Consider the following 15,304-nt stretch of genomic DNA (forward strand, 5'->3'; position numbering starts at 1 on the left):
TCACTACATTTGTGACCATGGCGAAACAGGAAGAAAAGGGATTAGTAACACCCAATGAAGTAGCAAGTGCTATAAATTTAGAAAAATTAGGTTTTTTAGGCACATTTGTGGGCTGGAGCTTAATGAAGCTTTTAAAAATTTCTAAAATAAACGACTTCTATTTAAAAAATAAACATTTATCAGATATTGATTTTTTAAATCGCATTTTAGACGAGTACGAGATTAAATTTGAAATTCCAGAAGAAGATTTAAAACGACTTCCAAAAAGTGGTGCCTTTATTACGGTATCCAATCATCCGTTAGGAGGAATTGATGGTGTGTTGTTATTAAAATTGATGATAGAAAAACGCGATGATTATAAAATCATGGCTAATTTTTTATTGAATCGTATCGAACCTTTACAGCCATATATTATGCCTGTAAATCCGTTTGAAGACAGAAAAAATGTTAAATCTAGTGTTGCAGCTTTTAAAAATGCCTTACTACATTTAAAAGCAGGTCATCCGCTAGGTGTATTCCCAGCAGGAGAAGTATCTACATATCGCGAAGGCAAATTAGTAGTAGATAAACCCTGGGAAGCCGCCGCTTTAAAGTTAGTAAAGCGTGCCGAAGTTCCTGTAGTTCCTATTTATTTTCATGCTAAAAATAGTAAGTTGTTTTATGAGCTTTCGAAGTTAAGCGGTACGTTAAGAACAGCGAAATTACCTTCTGAAGTTTTAACTCAGAAAAAGCGTGTTATTAAAGTCAGAATAGGAAGACCAATTTCGGTTGCCGACCAAAAGGAACATGCTACATTGCCAGAGTATTCCGAGTTTCTAAGACGTAAAACGTATATGTTGGCGAATGCATTCGAAGATAAATCTAAAATATTAAGCAGTTTAGCATCAACCTTAAATCTAAAATCTACTAAAACACCAAAACGTATTGTAACTCCTGGAGATGCCACGTTAATGGAGGAAGAAGTGGCGCAATTACGTACATTAGATTGCAGGTTATTGCAAAGCAAGAATTACGAAGTGTTTTTAGCATCTTCACGCGATATTCCTACTATTCTTAGAGAAATTGGTCGTTTACGTGAAATCACATTTCGTGAAATTGGCGAAGGAACCAACGAATCTATAGATTTAGATAAGTTTGATAGTTATTACCATCACATGTTTCTTTGGGACGACGACCAAAAAAAGATTGCTGGAGCGTACAGAATGGGCCTAGGCTCTCATATTTTTAAAAAATATGGTATCGACGGATTTTATTTGCAGGATTTATTTCGCTTTGAGCCGGAATTACATAAGATGATGAGTGAGTCTATCGAAATGGGGCGCGCCTTTATAATTAAAGAATTTCAACTAAAACCAATGCCTCTTTTTCTGCTTTGGCGAGGTATAGTACATACAACATTACGTTTTCCTGAGCATAAATATTTAATAGGTGGCGTAAGCATTAGTAATCAGTTTTCAAATTTCTCAAAATCGTTAATGATTGAATTTATGAAATCTCATTATTACGATCCGTATGTAGCGCAGTATGTACATCCGAAAAAAGAGTTTAAAGTCAAGCTTAAAGACGCCGATAAAGATTTTGTGTTCGATGAAACCGAAGCCGATTTAAACAAGTTCGATAAAATTATAGATGAAGTAGAGCCAGGGAACTTAAGGTTGCCGGTATTGCTTAAAAAATATATCAAGCAAAATGCCAGATTGGTGGCTTTTAACGTTGATCCTTTATTTAATAATGCGGTCGATGGCTTAATGTATATTAAAATAGAAGATTTACCAGAGAGCACTGTGCGTCCAGTTATGGAAGAGTTTCAAGAAGAGTTGGAGCGTAAGTTTTCAGGTGGCGGGAATAGCGAACAGGCAGATGCTACGGAGTAATTTATATAAAAATTAAAATAACTGAATCTTAAAAAAGACTATCGTAAGCGGTAGTCTTTTTTATGGGTTTAAAACAATACGGCACAGGTCTTTTTATTGCGTTAATAATCACATTGAAAAAGGTATAGAATTTCCATTAATTTGAGTTCTTTTGTATGGTTCTAATGTGCTACAACGTTAATTTTTGTCACTTTTAAAACTAAACACTAAACTTTTATTAAAGTGCTGTTAGATAACTAGAATTAGCATCATTTTTGTATTCTAATTCAATGCCGAATAAATTTTCAGAAAATAAAATAAACATGAAAAAAACACTCAAAATAGTAGGGATAGCAATAGGAGTCATAGTCCTTATATTAATTGCCATTCCTTTTGTATTTGAAGGTAAAATACTTGACATTGTAAAGGGTACAGTCAATAAAAATATCAATGCAGAATTCGATTTTGCAGATGCAGATGTGAGTTTGATTCGGAACTTCCCCGAACTCTCCGTTTCTGTAAACGATATGAGCATTATAAACACCGGAACCTTTGCCGGTGAGACTTTGGTGTCTGCAAAAAACGCAAACATAAGTATGCCCTTTATGCAGATTTTTAATGGAGAAGGTGAGCCTTATACTATAAATTCTTTTAGTATTGATGGAGCCACACTTAATGTACTTATAGACGAAGATGGTAACGTAAACTACGATATAGCTAAAACAGACGCAGATACTAACGAGTCAATTAGCGCTACAAATACCGAAACACCGAGTTCTGTTTCTTTGTCTATTAAGAGCTATGAAATAACGAATTCTCAAATTAAATATGTCGACGAGAAAGGGAAGATGCATTTCGAACTTATCGATTTCAACCATTCGGGAACGGGAGATCTTTCTGCTATAAAATCTGAATTGGACACCAAAACAGACGGTTTGATATCTTTTGATATGGATGGAACTAATTATTTTAGTGAAACACCTATTCAATTGGATGCCAGGTTAGGAGTCGATTTAGAACAGAACACATATACCTTCCTAGAAAATAAGGCGATTATCAATCAGTTAGAATTGGTTTTCGATGGTTTTGTAAAACTTAATGAAACGAGTCAAGATGTAAATATCTCTTTTAAAACACCGTCTTCAGACTTTAAAAATTTCTTAGCATTAATTCCTCAAGCCTATTCTAAAGAAATAGAAAATGTGCAAACTACGGGAGATTTTGTGGTGCAAGGACAATTAAATGGTACAGTAGACGAGACCCATATTCCGGCCTTTAATATTGCTATTACATCTAATAACGCTTCGTTTAAATACCCGGATTTACCACAAGCAGTGTCTAATATTACTATAGATACTAAGATTGCAAACGAAACGGGACTATTGGAGAATACGTATGTGAATATAAATGCACTAACATTTAAAATTGCACAAGATGTATTTAGTGCAAATGCAACGATAAAAAACCTAATGGGGAATCCGTTGGTAAACGCCAATTTAAAAGGACGTATTAATTTAGGAAACCTGTCTCAAGCTTATCCGTTTAGTGTCGAGCAAGAATTAAAAGGAATTTTAGATGCAGATATTACCACTGCATTCGACATGAAAGCGATAGAAGAAAGCCGATATCAAGACACAAAAAATAATGGGTCTTTAGGATTAAGTAATTTTGAATTTAATTCTGAAGACATGAAAAATCCGATTCAAATTTCGAAAGCGGGTTTAACTTTTAATCCAAAGAATGTTACGCTAAATACTTTTGAAGCGAAAACAGGGCAAACCGACCTTTCTGCAAAAGGTGCTATAGACAACCTCTTAGGTTTTATGCTTAATGATGAGATGTTAAAAGGTAACTTTACCCTGAACTCGAATACCTTTGCGGTTAATGATTTTATGGTTGAAGAGGTCGCTTCTGAAAAAGCTACAACTGACGATAATACCAAAGAAAAACCCGCATCTGAAGTTGTTATGAGCGATGAACAAATAAAAATTCCAGCATTTTTAGATGCAACTATTGTTGCAAAAGCAAATACTGTTATTTACGATAATTTGACTCTAAAAGAAGCTTCAGGAACTTTAATTGTTCGCGATGAAACGGTAACAATAAAAGACCTAACCTCTAATTTATTTGGAGGACAAATGGCATTAAACGGATCGGTATCTACCAAATCGGAAACACCCGTTTTCGATGTGAAATTGGGAATGCAACGTTTTAACATTGCCGAATCTTTTCAAGGTTTAGATTTATTAAAAGCTTTAGCTCCAATTGCTCAGGCTTTCCAAGGGGTTCTAAATTCTAATTTTCAAATAAAAGGAGATTTATCTACCGATTTTACACCTAATTTAAGTACCATTTCAGGAAACGCTTTGGCAGAATTATTTGTTAACGATGTAGATACTAAAGACAGCCAAGTTTTAGGAGCATTGGTAGATCGTTTGGCATTTTTAAACTTCGATGAAGGTGAAACGAAAAATTTTAAAACAACATTAAATTTTAAAGATGGACAGGTTGAGGTTAAGCCTTTTAATCTTAAGTTTAAAGATATTGGTGTTGAGATAGGAGGGAGTCATGGTTTTGACCAATCACTAAACTATAGTGCAGTTTTTGATGTTCCTGCTAAGTACCTCGGGAAGGAGGCTACGAATTTATTAGCTAAGTTAAACGATCCTAAAGCAGAGAACATAACCGTTCCTGTAATCGCCAAAATAGGAGGGCGTATTGGTAGTCCGTCGGTGTCTACAGATTTAAATGCGACTGCAACAGCTTTAACTCAGAAGTTAATTGAAATGCAAAAAAATGAGCTTCTAAATAAAGGTACTGATAAAGTAAAAGATGCCTTAAGTAATTTCTTAGGCGGAAGTAAATCGAAAGATTCTACCAATGTCGGGACAGCAAAAGATTCTGTACAAACAGATAATATTAAAAAAGCAGCCGATAATTTGCTTAATGGCTTGTTTGGAAAGAAAAAAGAAGAATCGAAAACAGGAAATTAATCTCTTGATAATTTGAACATAATAAAAAAGCTGAAGATTTAAAACCTTCAGCTTTTTTTGTTGTGTAATGTATGTATTTGTAAGCGACCCTTTTTTGCAAATGGGTATTTTTTAGATTATAGCTTTACAAATTTTTCTTTTATTTTGTCTACGATAGTTTGTGCTAATTTTTCCTTGCTCTCTATAGTCCAACCTGCAACATGTGGTGTTAAGAGTACCTGTTCTGATTCAATTAAATATTGAAAGGCTTCTGGCATATTATCTGCAGTAAATAAGTTCTCGAAAGATGCTTTTTCGTATTCTAAAACATCTAACCCAGCTCCTAATATTTGCTTAGTTTTTAATGCAGAAACTAAATCTGTAGTGACTACACTTTTGCCTCTTGCCGTGTTAAATAGCCAGAACGGTTTTTTAAACGCATTTATAAAATCGGCATTAACCATGTTTAGAGTTAGTGGCGTTTGTGGTATATGTAAGCTTACAACATCGACTTCGTTTTGAAACGTTTCTAGGTCTACTTGCTCAGCATTCTCATTACCTACGTCTGCTTTAATGTCGTAACATAGTACGTTAACATCGAATCCGCGTAGTTTTCTAGCAAAGGCATTTCCCATGTTTCCATAACCAATAATCCCTACCGTTTTCCCGTCTAATTCTAACCCGCGATTATCTTCGCGTAACCATTGTCCTTGGCGAACTTCGTGATCGGATTTATTTAGTTTATTGAATAACGACAGTAGCATACCTAATGTATGTTCGCCAACGGCATTCCTGTTTCCTTCGGGAGCAGAAATAAGATAGACACCTTTAGATTGAGCATAATCACAGTCTATGTTTTCTAAGCCCGCGCCTACACGACCAATAAATTTTAAATTGGTTGCAGCGTCTAGAAATTGCTTGTCGATTGTAAAACGACTTCTAATGATGATGCCATCGTATTGATTTATTTTACTTTCAATTTCTGATTTCGTTGACGTGAAATCATCGTGATTAGTAAAACCTAAATCTGTTAATTGTTGTTTTAAAAGGGGGTGATTGCTATCGAGATGAAGAATGTTCATGTGCTGAAAAATTAGATTTCAAATTTACGAACTTTTGCGTTAAGGATTGAACGATTTGTTTGAGCTCTTGTTAGGTTTTTTTAACCTAACAAAGCGAGTCGTGAAAGCCTGACCTTTTTAGGTAACGCCCAAATTAAAAACCGAGCATGGCTTTAGCAATTAAAAAGTATATTAAGATTCCGAAAACATCGTTACTGGTAGTAATAAATGGACCTGTAGCCACTGCTGGATCTATGCCGCGTTTATCTAAAATGATAGGTATAAATGTGCCAATTAATGCGGCCATTACAATTACTGCAATTAATGCTAAACCTATGGTTATTGATACGGTATAAGGCGTTCCGAACACAAAATGGGTGACGCATAACGCAATTACTGCTATGGCTAAACCGTTGACTAAGCCTAAGGTGAATTCTTTAAATAATTGTCTAACGAGACTGCTATCCATGGTGTTGTTCGCTAGTCCTTGAACCACAATCGCAGACGATTGTACGCCTACATTTCCTGCTGTTGCCTGAATAAGTGGTACAAAGCTTAACAGTATAATGTAGTCGCCCATGGCGCCACTAAAACTGTTAATAATGCTTGCTGCTCCCAAACCGCCGAACATACCAATTAATAACCATGGTAAGCGGGCTTTGGTAAGTTTCCAAATGCTATCGTCGGCTTCTACATCGCGAGTAATACCGGCGGCAAGTTGGTAGTCCTTTTCGGCTTCTTCACGAATAACATCTACAATATCGTCGATAGTAATTCGCCCTAAAAGGATATGGTTTTTATCGACTACAGGAATGGCTTCCAAGTCGTATTTCTGCATGATATTAGCAACTTCCTCAACATCTTCGGTAACGTAAACATAGTCTACTTTAGGAATGTAAATGTCTGAAATATGTGCTCTTGGAGACGCAATTAATAAGTCTTTTAGAGATAAACGACCAATAAGTTTCTGATTATTATCGACCACGTAAATGGAGTGAACGCGTGTAACCTCTTCGGCTTGTGCGCGCATTTCTTTTACACATTGGGTAACGGTCCAGTTTTCGTTAACTTTTACAAGTTCCTTGGCCATTAACCCACCGGCAATATTATCGTCGTAACGCAACAGATCTTTAATATGCTGTGCGTGTTCTTGATCTTCGATATGGCTTATAACACGTAACTGACGATCATCGGACAGTTCGGAAATCATATCTGCGGCGTCATCGGTATCAAGTTCTCCGATTTCATCTGCAATTTCCTTAGCCGATAATGTGTCTAGAATTTTTTCACGAGTATCCTCGTTTAATTCCATTAACACTTCCGAGGTTTTTTCGCTATCTAAAAGTTTAATCACATAAGTGGCGTGATCAATACCTGTTTCTTCTAGAATTTCGGCAATATCAGCGTGGTGGTAATCATTTAAAAGTTCTAAGATGTTTGCATCATCTTTAGAATCAATTAATTGTTCCACATTTTCAATAAGCTCGTCACTTATTTTAAACTGAATATTGTCTTCGTGTTCCTCCACTAATCTTGTGTTTTTAGGTCTTCTTCTATGCGTTTAGTAAGCGCTATAAATTGTGCTACCGAAAGTTGTTCCGGACGTTGCCCAAAGATACTGTCTTCTCTTAAACTATCGGACAGATTGAATGTTTTTAAACTGTTACGAAGTGTTTTTCTTCGCTGCTGAAACGATGCTTTTACAACTTTGAAAAGCATGGCTTCGTTACAATCTAAACTGTAGTCTTCTTTACGCGTTAATCGCAACACTCCTGAATCTACTTTTGGTGGCGGATTGAATACGTGTGGTGGTACCGTGAATAAATATTCTGCATCGTAAAATGCTTGCGTTAAAACAGATAGAATACCGTAGGCTTTACTACCTTCTTTTTCGCAAATACGTTGCGCCACTTCTTTCTGAAACATCCCTGAAAATTCAGGAATTTGATCCCGCATTTCTAGAGTTTTAAATACAATTTGAGTAGAAATATTATAGGGGTAGTTTCCGATAACAGCAAAGGAATCGCCTTTAAAAATTTCATTTATATCGTATTTTAAGAAATCTTTTTCAATAACGCGATCTGCCAACGTTAAATAGTTCGCTTTTAAATAATCTACCGATTCCGAATCGATTTCTACAACATATGTTTTTGTTGGCTTTTCAAGCAAATATTTAGTTAAAACACCCATTCCTGGACCTATTTCTAAGACATTCTTGTAACCTTCAAAGGATAAGCTATTTGCGATTTTTTCAGCAATAGATTCATCGTTAAGGAAGTGTTGTCCTAAATATTTTTTTGCTTTTACCGTCATATAAATTAGTGTTTTGTAATGCTGTAAATGTCTATAACTTCTAGTTCTGTTCTAAAAGCCAATACGTTTTCACCAAACTTTTTTAATGCTTCTACTCGTAATGTATCTGCAAATTTATCGTAATAAGTATCTAAGTCTTCACGTGTTTTTGCACGATATTGTACAGAATAGGTTTTGCCTCCCATTTCTTCTTCAATAAGGACGCGTGTAAGTTTAGCTTCGTAAAACGTGCCAACAGATAAAACCTTTGGAATATGTTCTTGTTTCATCCAAGTGATCCAAGTGTCGTGCACTGCATCGCTAACATTAGATGTTACATTATATATATACATGTGATTATTTTTTTGCAAATAACAACATCTCTTTGCGAGCAACAAAATGAAATACTGTTTTTTGGTAAGTTAGGTTTAATTTTTCAAGGATTTTAATCCAATCGCTATTAGTAGGTGGTGATATGCCTAAAATTTAAATTTCAGCTTTCCCATCTATTTATGTTAGTCGAACCTTTTGGTGTATAACAACAACTCTTCTTTGGTTTCGAAAGGCATTACCGTTTTGCGATAGGTTAAGCCAAGTTTTTCAAGTAATTTAATCGAATTCGGATTTGTTGGTAATACAATTCCTAAAACTTCGTTTAGCTTATATTTTTCTTTGGCGAGGTCTAGAGCAGCAGAAGCAGATTCAAACCCAAAACCTTTACGTTCGTACTCTGGCAAGAAAGCAAAACCAATATCCACACCCTCCAATTCCGGTCGTTTTATTAATCCGCAACAGCCTATAACTTTGTTGTTCTCCGATTTTAAAAGCACTTTAAAAAAACCAAAACCGTTTTCTCTATAACTTTTTATATGATGATTAGTAATGTAATCTTCAGCATCTTTAGTCGTATTTATTTTACGATCTCCAATAAATTTTAGCCAATTGGGAGTGTTTAATAATTCTAAAATAAAAGGTGCGTCGTTAGTGTTTAATTCGGCTAGGTGTAAACGTTCTGTTGAAGATATATACATGCGTTATTGGTTTAAGGAATCGCCGCGCAAGATTCTAAATTGCGCTCTCGATTCTACAAAATAAATGCTATCGGCAAAGTTAAATATAATATGCTCGTAAAGCGGTTTTGCTTTCTCAGGTAAATTTAATTTACGATTGTATAATTCTGCTAAAGCGAAATAGGCATCGTCTGCAAGTAAACCCTCTATATGATTTGTTATTAAAAGCTGGTAATTATGTTCTGCTTTATCGTATGCTTTTTGAGATTCGAATAATTGTGCTTGTTTGTATAATGCTTGCTCGGCAATGGGTTCGCTATTGTGGTTTTGTAATATTGAGTCTAAGACCACTATCGCTTCCTTTGGTTTGTTTTGGTAGGCTAGTAAATCGGCTTTAGCATATAGTTTTAAAGCCGTTTGAGTTGAATCTTCGTACTTGTTATCGGATATTAGAAGTTTTAATTCTAACGCATCGTTCGCAATTAATTGCGTTGTTGATTGTTTTAAGATATTCAACTGGGATTCTGCCCATTTAAAATCGCCCTTATAATAACTGGTTTTTGCAACTCTAAATCTTGCTTCTTGAGAAATGGGACTGTTTTTTAAGCTCCTTTGGATTTGAGTATAGAAAATTAAGGCTTCATTAAATTTTTCTTGTAAGACTAATATATCTGCCAATTCTAATTTTACTTCAGCGATTTGATTGTCGGTTATTTTTTGATTTAACGATTGTTTTAAAACGGATTCTGCTTCATTTATCTCATGTAAATTGAAGGCTAAAAAATGACCATAAGCAATTTGAAGTTTTAAGGTTTGCGACTGTGAGCCGTAAGTTTCGAACAGTTTCAAATAATCCGACTGTATATCTTTATAATCTTTTTCTGAGGCTAAATCTGTTTTAAACTGGAGTAAATGAAAATGGGCTTTTAGCTTAGTATCTGTGTCTTGAGAGGTTTCAATAATGTAATTATAAACGCTTGCTGCTGTTTCAAAATCTTTTTCGCTAGTCGCTATAGACGCTAATTCGGACATGCGGTTTAAGCTTTCTGGAAGTCGGTTATAAATGGCCTTTTCTTGTGCAAATGCTTTGTTGAATTCCTTTTGCTGACTAAACAGCCAACTGAGTAATTCGTTCCAGATTAACTCTGGGTTTTGTTGGATTTTTCGCAGTATGGTTTTTCGCAGAATTGTATTGTTTTCATTGTTCGGATTTTCATTTATAAAATCACTAAAAATGCGTTTTATTTCATTAATGTATATCGGATTCTTTTCGATAAAATCGACGTAATTCACAAACATTTTTTCAATATTACCTTGCTCTCCATAAATTTGGGAGAGTTGCATGCTAAAATCGAATGTGTCGTTTAAAATCATTGCTTTTTCATACGAACGTATGGCTAGGTCTAATAGCGAATGCTCTTGAAATTGCCTCGCTACAGAATAGACATAACTCGGATTTTCATTTAAACTTTCAATGGCTTTTTCGTAATTTTCATTGGCTTCTTGATGCTTGTCTTGTAGTTCGAAATTATATCCTAGTTCCACATAAAACGAAGGGAATTTCATTCTATCTATAGCATGTTTTAAAAGTAATTCTGCTTCTGTATATTGCTTTAATTGTATATGTGTGTCGGCAAGTGCCTTTATGTAAATTGTATTGGTCGGACTGTTTTCGTGTAGTTTCTTGTAGGAGATTAATGCTTTTTCGAAATCACCATTCTTAAAATACTGTTTGGCAACAATATCCTGTTGCGAAAACACGCAAAAGCTTAAAAGCATGCAGCAGACAAGTATTAATTTCATAGTTTTTTAGATTCTTGTAAATATAGGGAAGTGGGAATAACTAATGAAAAATAGGGGTATAAAAAATGCCCGAAGAATCAGGCATTTTAACCAATCAAAATAAAAGTGCTATTAATCCTCTTGTCAACCCAAGTATGATTCAGTTATTTTGTCGGATATTGTTATATTTTAAATATAAGGTTCACTTAGTACATGATGCTAAGCAGATCCTCCTTTATTTTAAATCCCGATAATGATGTTTTTAGGGTAATTATATGGTGATAAAGTCAGCAAAATAAATCAGATTACATTTATTAAATGTCGTTGCTATTCGTTGAGAATATCAAATTTCTTAATAAAAAGTTAAATTTCAAAGTATAAGAGATGGTTTTCGTTAAACGGTAACCATCTCTTATGCTTTATCTAATTTCTTACTGTTTTACAGTACTTTAAAGTCAGAAAAATAGTATTATATAAACTTAGTTTATAATAGAAAATCCTGTGTAAGGGACTAAAGCATCCGGAATTACAATACCTTCTTCTGTTTGGTAGTTTTCTAAAATTCCTGCAAGTACTCTTGGTAAAGCCAATGAACTACCATTTAAGGTGTGAGCCAATTCGTTTTTACCATCTTTATTTTTAAAACGTAATTTTAAGCGATTGGCTTGAAATGTTTCAAAATTAGATACAGAAGATATTTCTAACCAACGGTCTTGCGCTGTAGAAAACACTTCAAAATCGAATGTTAACGCCGATGTAAATCCTAAATCACCACCACATAATCTTAAGATTCTATAAGGTAATTTTAAGTCTTCAAGTATAGATTTTACGTGAGCGACCATACCATCTAAAGCCTCGTAAGAATTATCAGGGTGCTCTACGCGTAAAATTTCAACTTTATCAAATTGGTGCAATCTATTTAATCCTCTAACGTGTGCACCATAGCTTCCTGCTTCACGTCTAAAACAAGGTGTGTAACCTGTGATTCCGATAGGTAAATCACTCTCGTTTAAAACCACATCTCTAAAAATGTTAGTTCCTGGTACTTCTGCAGTTGGAATTAAGTATAAATTATCTGCAGTAACATGGTACATCTGTCCTTCTTTGTCAGGTAATTGTCCGGTTCCAAAACCAGAAGCTTCATTTACTAAATGTGGTAATTGATACTCTGTATAACCAGCAGCTGTATTTTTATCTAAAAAGTATGCGATTAAAGCACGTTGTAAGCGGGCTCCTTTTCCTTTATAAACAGGAAAACCTGCACCTGCAATTTTGTTTCCTAATTCGAAATCAATGATGTCATATTTTTTGGCTAATTCCCAGTGAGGCATTGCGCCATCGTATAATGTAGGGATATCTCCAGCTCTAAAAATTTCCTCGTTATCGTCTTCTGTGCTTCCTGCAGGAACCGTATCGTTAGGTACGTTAGGGATTTTGTATAACAACTGATTTAAAGCTTCAGAAGCGTCATTTAACGTCTCTGTTAATTCTTTAGATAACTCTTTTAAGTTTGCACTTTTTCCTTTTAAGATGGTTGCTTTTTGAGTTTCTCCACTTTTAAACAACATACCAATTTCTTTCGACAACGTATTGGCTTCTGCTAGAGTATTGTCTAGTTGTGCCTGTGTGCTTCTACGCGTTTCATCAAGGGTAAGTACTTCAGAAATCATATCTGTAGCATCAATATTACGCTTTGCTAAATTTGCAATAATGCGGTCTTTATTGTCTCTTATAAAAGGTATTTGTAACATCTTAGTTTTTAATTTGGGCGTTTCTTGTTTATCAACAAGACCAGGCTTTTCGCTATATCTTTTTTACTCGTTTAATATCGTTTTCAGGTTATAATTATACAGAACGTTTAGTCAATATAATTAAAGAGAAAACAAAAAGAGTAAAAAAGGATGCCGCTGCAATCCTTAACGCAAGGTGAAAATTTAATTAACAACAAAAGTAGTAAGATTTTAGGTCGAAAGAAATAAAATATAAAGCTATTTTGAGGGTAAAATCCAATCGCTATGTTTCCATGCAGACCATTTTACATTGGCTAAGTCTACTTCTGGATTAGTGTACGCTTTTCTAGGTTTTCCATTCACACTAATATGCGATTTAACATACACTGAAATAGAATCGCCTTTCGCGGCATAAATCGATTTTAAACGTTGCGAAAATTGCCACATTATATCCGGTTTGTTTGAAGCCAGTCGGACTTGTTTAGGCGATAAATAGTCTTTTAGATTCACCTGCTCGGTCGTACCTTGCGTATGGTTTTTAATGGTATATGTCGCAGTTCCGCTTTTAGAACGCAGCATCATACGCCATGATAAACGATGTCCTTCTTCAGTCCAAAGTACATTGTCTGATATAAAATAGTGTCGGATAGGTAATATAATCTGGATTATAAAGTATACAGACATTACGCCAAGTGCTAGGTTTTTGTATTTGGGAATAATCACTTCACCTGCATTATAAAAAGGTTTTTTGTTTTTAAAAAACAACTTGTGAATAATTTCAGATTCAAAAAAGAATAAGGCAAAGGCTAAAGATAAATACGGGAAAATCCCAACTTGAAAAATAAACGAATTAAATAAATGAAAGAAAATTGAAGCAAAAAACGCAAATTTTCGTGTCGGTTTATATAAAAATAATGGAATAATTAAACCGTCGTATAATATACCACCATAGGCAAGAAAATAATGCATCGTGTGGTTTTGCAAAAGATCCCCTACGAGAATATAATTAGCCTTACTTCTCATTAACACCGCCATTACTGTGGTGTCTAACCAATCTGGATATATCTTATTAATAGAACCGTAGGTATAGACAATAAACATTTGGAGAATAAAGATTAAGCTGCACCAGCGCGGCATGGAAATTCTTTCAATTTCAGGTTTTAACTTCGCATCTATAGAAAAATAGTTGCTTGCGGGTTGTATGGCCATCAAGCCACTTAGTAAAATTAATAAGTAATAATGGTTGTTGTAGGATGCTTTTTGCATAAAATAGCAACCTGCCCAAAGTATAGTGAACGAAATAGCGCTAAAACGGTATTTGTAACCTACCATAATACAAAGCCCTAAAATTCCCATAACGGCATAATAAAAATACATGCCATTTCCTGGAAGTGGTTGCAGCCATTCAAAACCAATAAACGAAAATGTAAATTCGGGATCGATTAGAGTCCGCTTAATCCAACCAGTGAAAATGGCGCCTACAGTTTCTAAAAAACATAAGAGTCCGAAAATAATTCTGAAGACAATTAAGGCAGAATTGTCGATATGTTTAAAAAGAAACTTATTAACCATTGGTCTCACTAATAAAGTGTCGTGATTCTTCTTCGTCTTGTTGCAATTGATTTTTCAAGGCATCCATAGATTCGAATTTTTTCTCATCTCTTAATCGGTGAAGCATATCAATTTTTAAAGATTTCCCGTATAAATCGGCATCAAAATCAAAAAAATGAATTTCGATATGTTGTTTTGTACTATCAGAAACCGTTGGATTGGTTCCTACATTCATCATACCGAAAATAGACTTATTGTCAATTTCAGATTTTACAACGTATACGCCTTGTTTTGGAATCAGTTTATAGGTTTCTTTAATCTCTAAATTCGCCGTAGGGTATTGCAACTGTTTTCCAATCTGTTTCCCTGTAATCACCGTTCCGTTTATAGAAAACGAATAGCCTAAATAATTATTAGCTTTTTTTATATCACCAGCCTCAAGTGCTTTTCTAATTTTGGTAGAACTTACAGCGACTTCGTTTACATCTTCAGCAGAAATTTCTTCAACTTCAAAACCATAAGTTTCTCCGAATTTGCGTAAATCGTTAATATTTGCAGAACGGTTTCTTCCAAAATGGTGATCGTATCCAATAATAACACGCTTCGCTTGTAGTTGGTCTACCAAGATTTTTTTTACAAAATCTTCAGCTGTAAGTCTAGAGAACTCTTTCGTGAATTTCTGAATACATAAATAGTCCAAACCCGATTGTTCTAAAATATCGCTACGCTCTTCAATAGTATGAATTAGTTTAATATTGGCATCGTTTTGAAGTACCATTCTCGGATGTGGAAAAAAAGTAAGAACAACAGATTTTAAATGTGTCTCTTTAGCGGTGTTTACCAGTCGTTTTAGTATTTTTTGATGTCCTAAATGCACACCATCAAACGTGCCAATAGTTACAACTGTTGAAATCTTGGAGTCTAGATTGTTAAAATTTCTGACTTTTTCCATTTAATAAAGAGTAATCGTTAAGTAATTGTTAAAAAGGCTTATTTTTGCTCACCTTAAAGTAATCGTTTATAAAGTGATACGCAATGTTAAGCAAAACTACG

Annotated in this window: 11 protein-coding genes; 2 read left to right on the top strand and 9 right to left on the bottom strand. The window is 34.6% G+C overall.

The genetic code is table 11. The features are described 5' to 3' along the window. The first annotated feature begins 17 nt into the window (after positions 1-17). Both ACFFVB_RS08895 and ACFFVB_RS08900 read left to right on the top strand, forming a co-directional pair. Entirely contained in the window at positions 18-1,874 is a 1,857-nt protein-coding gene (locus tag ACFFVB_RS08895) for a lysophospholipid acyltransferase family protein (RefSeq protein ID WP_382382371.1), read from the top strand. 302 nt (positions 1,875-2,176) lie between these two features. Further along, positions 2,177-4,846, top strand: a complete 2,670-nt coding sequence (locus ACFFVB_RS08900; protein WP_382382372.1) for an AsmA-like C-terminal region-containing protein — start codon at positions 2,177-2,179, stop codon at positions 4,844-4,846. A 116-nt stretch (positions 4,847-4,962) separates the two neighbouring features. Here ACFFVB_RS08900 and ACFFVB_RS08905 read toward each other — a convergent pair whose 3' ends face one another. From ACFFVB_RS08905 to ACFFVB_RS08945, 9 genes are all read right to left on the bottom strand, one after another. Continuing rightward, positions 4,963-5,907: a 2-hydroxyacid dehydrogenase gene (locus ACFFVB_RS08905; protein ID WP_382382373.1), complete on the bottom strand. Its 945-nt coding sequence runs from the start codon at positions 5,905-5,907 to the stop codon at positions 4,963-4,965. A gap of 133 nt (positions 5,908-6,040) precedes the next feature. Continuing rightward, positions 6,041-7,414, bottom strand: a complete 1,374-nt coding sequence (gene mgtE, locus ACFFVB_RS08910; protein ID WP_382382374.1) for a magnesium transporter — start codon at positions 7,412-7,414, stop codon at positions 6,041-6,043. Continuing rightward, positions 7,414-8,199: a 16S rRNA (adenine(1518)-N(6)/adenine(1519)-N(6))-dimethyltransferase RsmA gene (rsmA, locus tag ACFFVB_RS08915; RefSeq protein WP_382382375.1), complete on the bottom strand. Its 786-nt coding sequence runs from the start codon at positions 8,197-8,199 to the stop codon at positions 7,414-7,416. Before rsmA ends, mgtE begins: the two co-directional genes overlap by 1 nt. A gap of 5 nt (positions 8,200-8,204) precedes the next feature. Beyond that, positions 8,205-8,531 (bottom strand): DUF4286 family protein, encoded by a 327-nt coding sequence (locus tag ACFFVB_RS08920; protein WP_382382376.1) that lies wholly within the window; start codon positions 8,529-8,531, stop codon positions 8,205-8,207. 162 nt (positions 8,532-8,693) lie between these two features. Beyond that, on the bottom strand, positions 8,694-9,209 hold the full coding sequence (locus ACFFVB_RS08925) for a GNAT family N-acetyltransferase (protein WP_382382377.1): 516 nt from the start codon (positions 9,207-9,209) through the stop codon (positions 8,694-8,696). Positions 9,210-9,212: 3 nt separating this feature from the next. Beyond that, positions 9,213-10,991 (bottom strand): tetratricopeptide repeat protein, encoded by a 1,779-nt coding sequence (locus ACFFVB_RS08930; RefSeq protein WP_382382378.1) that lies wholly within the window; start codon positions 10,989-10,991, stop codon positions 9,213-9,215. Between the two features lie 458 nt (positions 10,992-11,449). Continuing rightward, positions 11,450-12,721: a serine--tRNA ligase gene (gene serS / locus ACFFVB_RS08935; protein ID WP_382382379.1), complete on the bottom strand. Its 1,272-nt coding sequence runs from the start codon at positions 12,719-12,721 to the stop codon at positions 11,450-11,452. Between the two features lie 237 nt (positions 12,722-12,958). Continuing rightward, positions 12,959-14,272: an HTTM domain-containing protein gene (locus tag ACFFVB_RS08940; protein WP_382382380.1), complete on the bottom strand. Its 1,314-nt coding sequence runs from the start codon at positions 14,270-14,272 to the stop codon at positions 12,959-12,961. Then, positions 14,265-15,203 carry a bifunctional riboflavin kinase/FAD synthetase gene (locus tag ACFFVB_RS08945; RefSeq protein WP_382382381.1) on the bottom strand — a complete coding sequence of 313 codons (939 nt, stop codon included), beginning with the start codon at positions 15,201-15,203 and terminating at the stop codon, positions 14,265-14,267. The genes ACFFVB_RS08940 and ACFFVB_RS08945 overlap by 8 nt, the downstream gene beginning before the upstream one ends. Positions 15,204-15,304: the final 101 nt, after the last annotated feature.

Origin of the sequence: Formosa undariae (assembly GCF_042427615.1) — a bacterium.
GTDB classification, from domain to species: Bacteria; Bacteroidota; Bacteroidia; order Flavobacteriales; family Flavobacteriaceae; genus Formosa; species Formosa undariae.

What these genes read in the sequence shown, in the direction of transcription:
- ACFFVB_RS08900 (WP_382382372.1), top strand. Translation starts at nt 2,177, where the DNA reads ATGAAAAAAACACTCAAAATAGTAGGGATAGCAATAGGAGTCATAGTC.
- ACFFVB_RS08930 (WP_382382378.1), bottom strand. Translation starts at nt 10,991, where the DNA reads ATGAAATTAATACTTGTCTGCTGCATGCTTTTAAGCTTTTGCGTGTTT.
- ACFFVB_RS08945 (WP_382382381.1), bottom strand. Translation starts at nt 15,203, where the DNA reads ATGGAAAAAGTCAGAAATTTTAACAATCTAGACTCCAAGATTTCAACA.
- ACFFVB_RS08895 (WP_382382371.1), top strand. Translation starts at nt 18, where the DNA reads ATGGCGAAACAGGAAGAAAAGGGATTAGTAACACCCAATGAAGTAGCA.
- serS (WP_382382379.1), bottom strand. Translation starts at nt 12,721, where the DNA reads ATGTTACAAATACCTTTTATAAGAGACAATAAAGACCGCATTATTGCA.
- ACFFVB_RS08940 (WP_382382380.1), bottom strand. Translation starts at nt 14,272, where the DNA reads ATGGTTAATAAGTTTCTTTTTAAACATATCGACAATTCTGCCTTAATT.
- ACFFVB_RS08925 (WP_382382377.1), bottom strand. Translation starts at nt 9,209, where the DNA reads ATGTATATATCTTCAACAGAACGTTTACACCTAGCCGAATTAAACACT.
- rsmA (WP_382382375.1), bottom strand. Translation starts at nt 8,199, where the DNA reads ATGACGGTAAAAGCAAAAAAATATTTAGGACAACACTTCCTTAACGAT.
- ACFFVB_RS08905 (WP_382382373.1), bottom strand. Translation starts at nt 5,907, where the DNA reads ATGAACATTCTTCATCTCGATAGCAATCACCCCCTTTTAAAACAACAA.
- ACFFVB_RS08920 (WP_382382376.1), bottom strand. Translation starts at nt 8,531, where the DNA reads ATGTATATATATAATGTAACATCTAATGTTAGCGATGCAGTGCACGAC.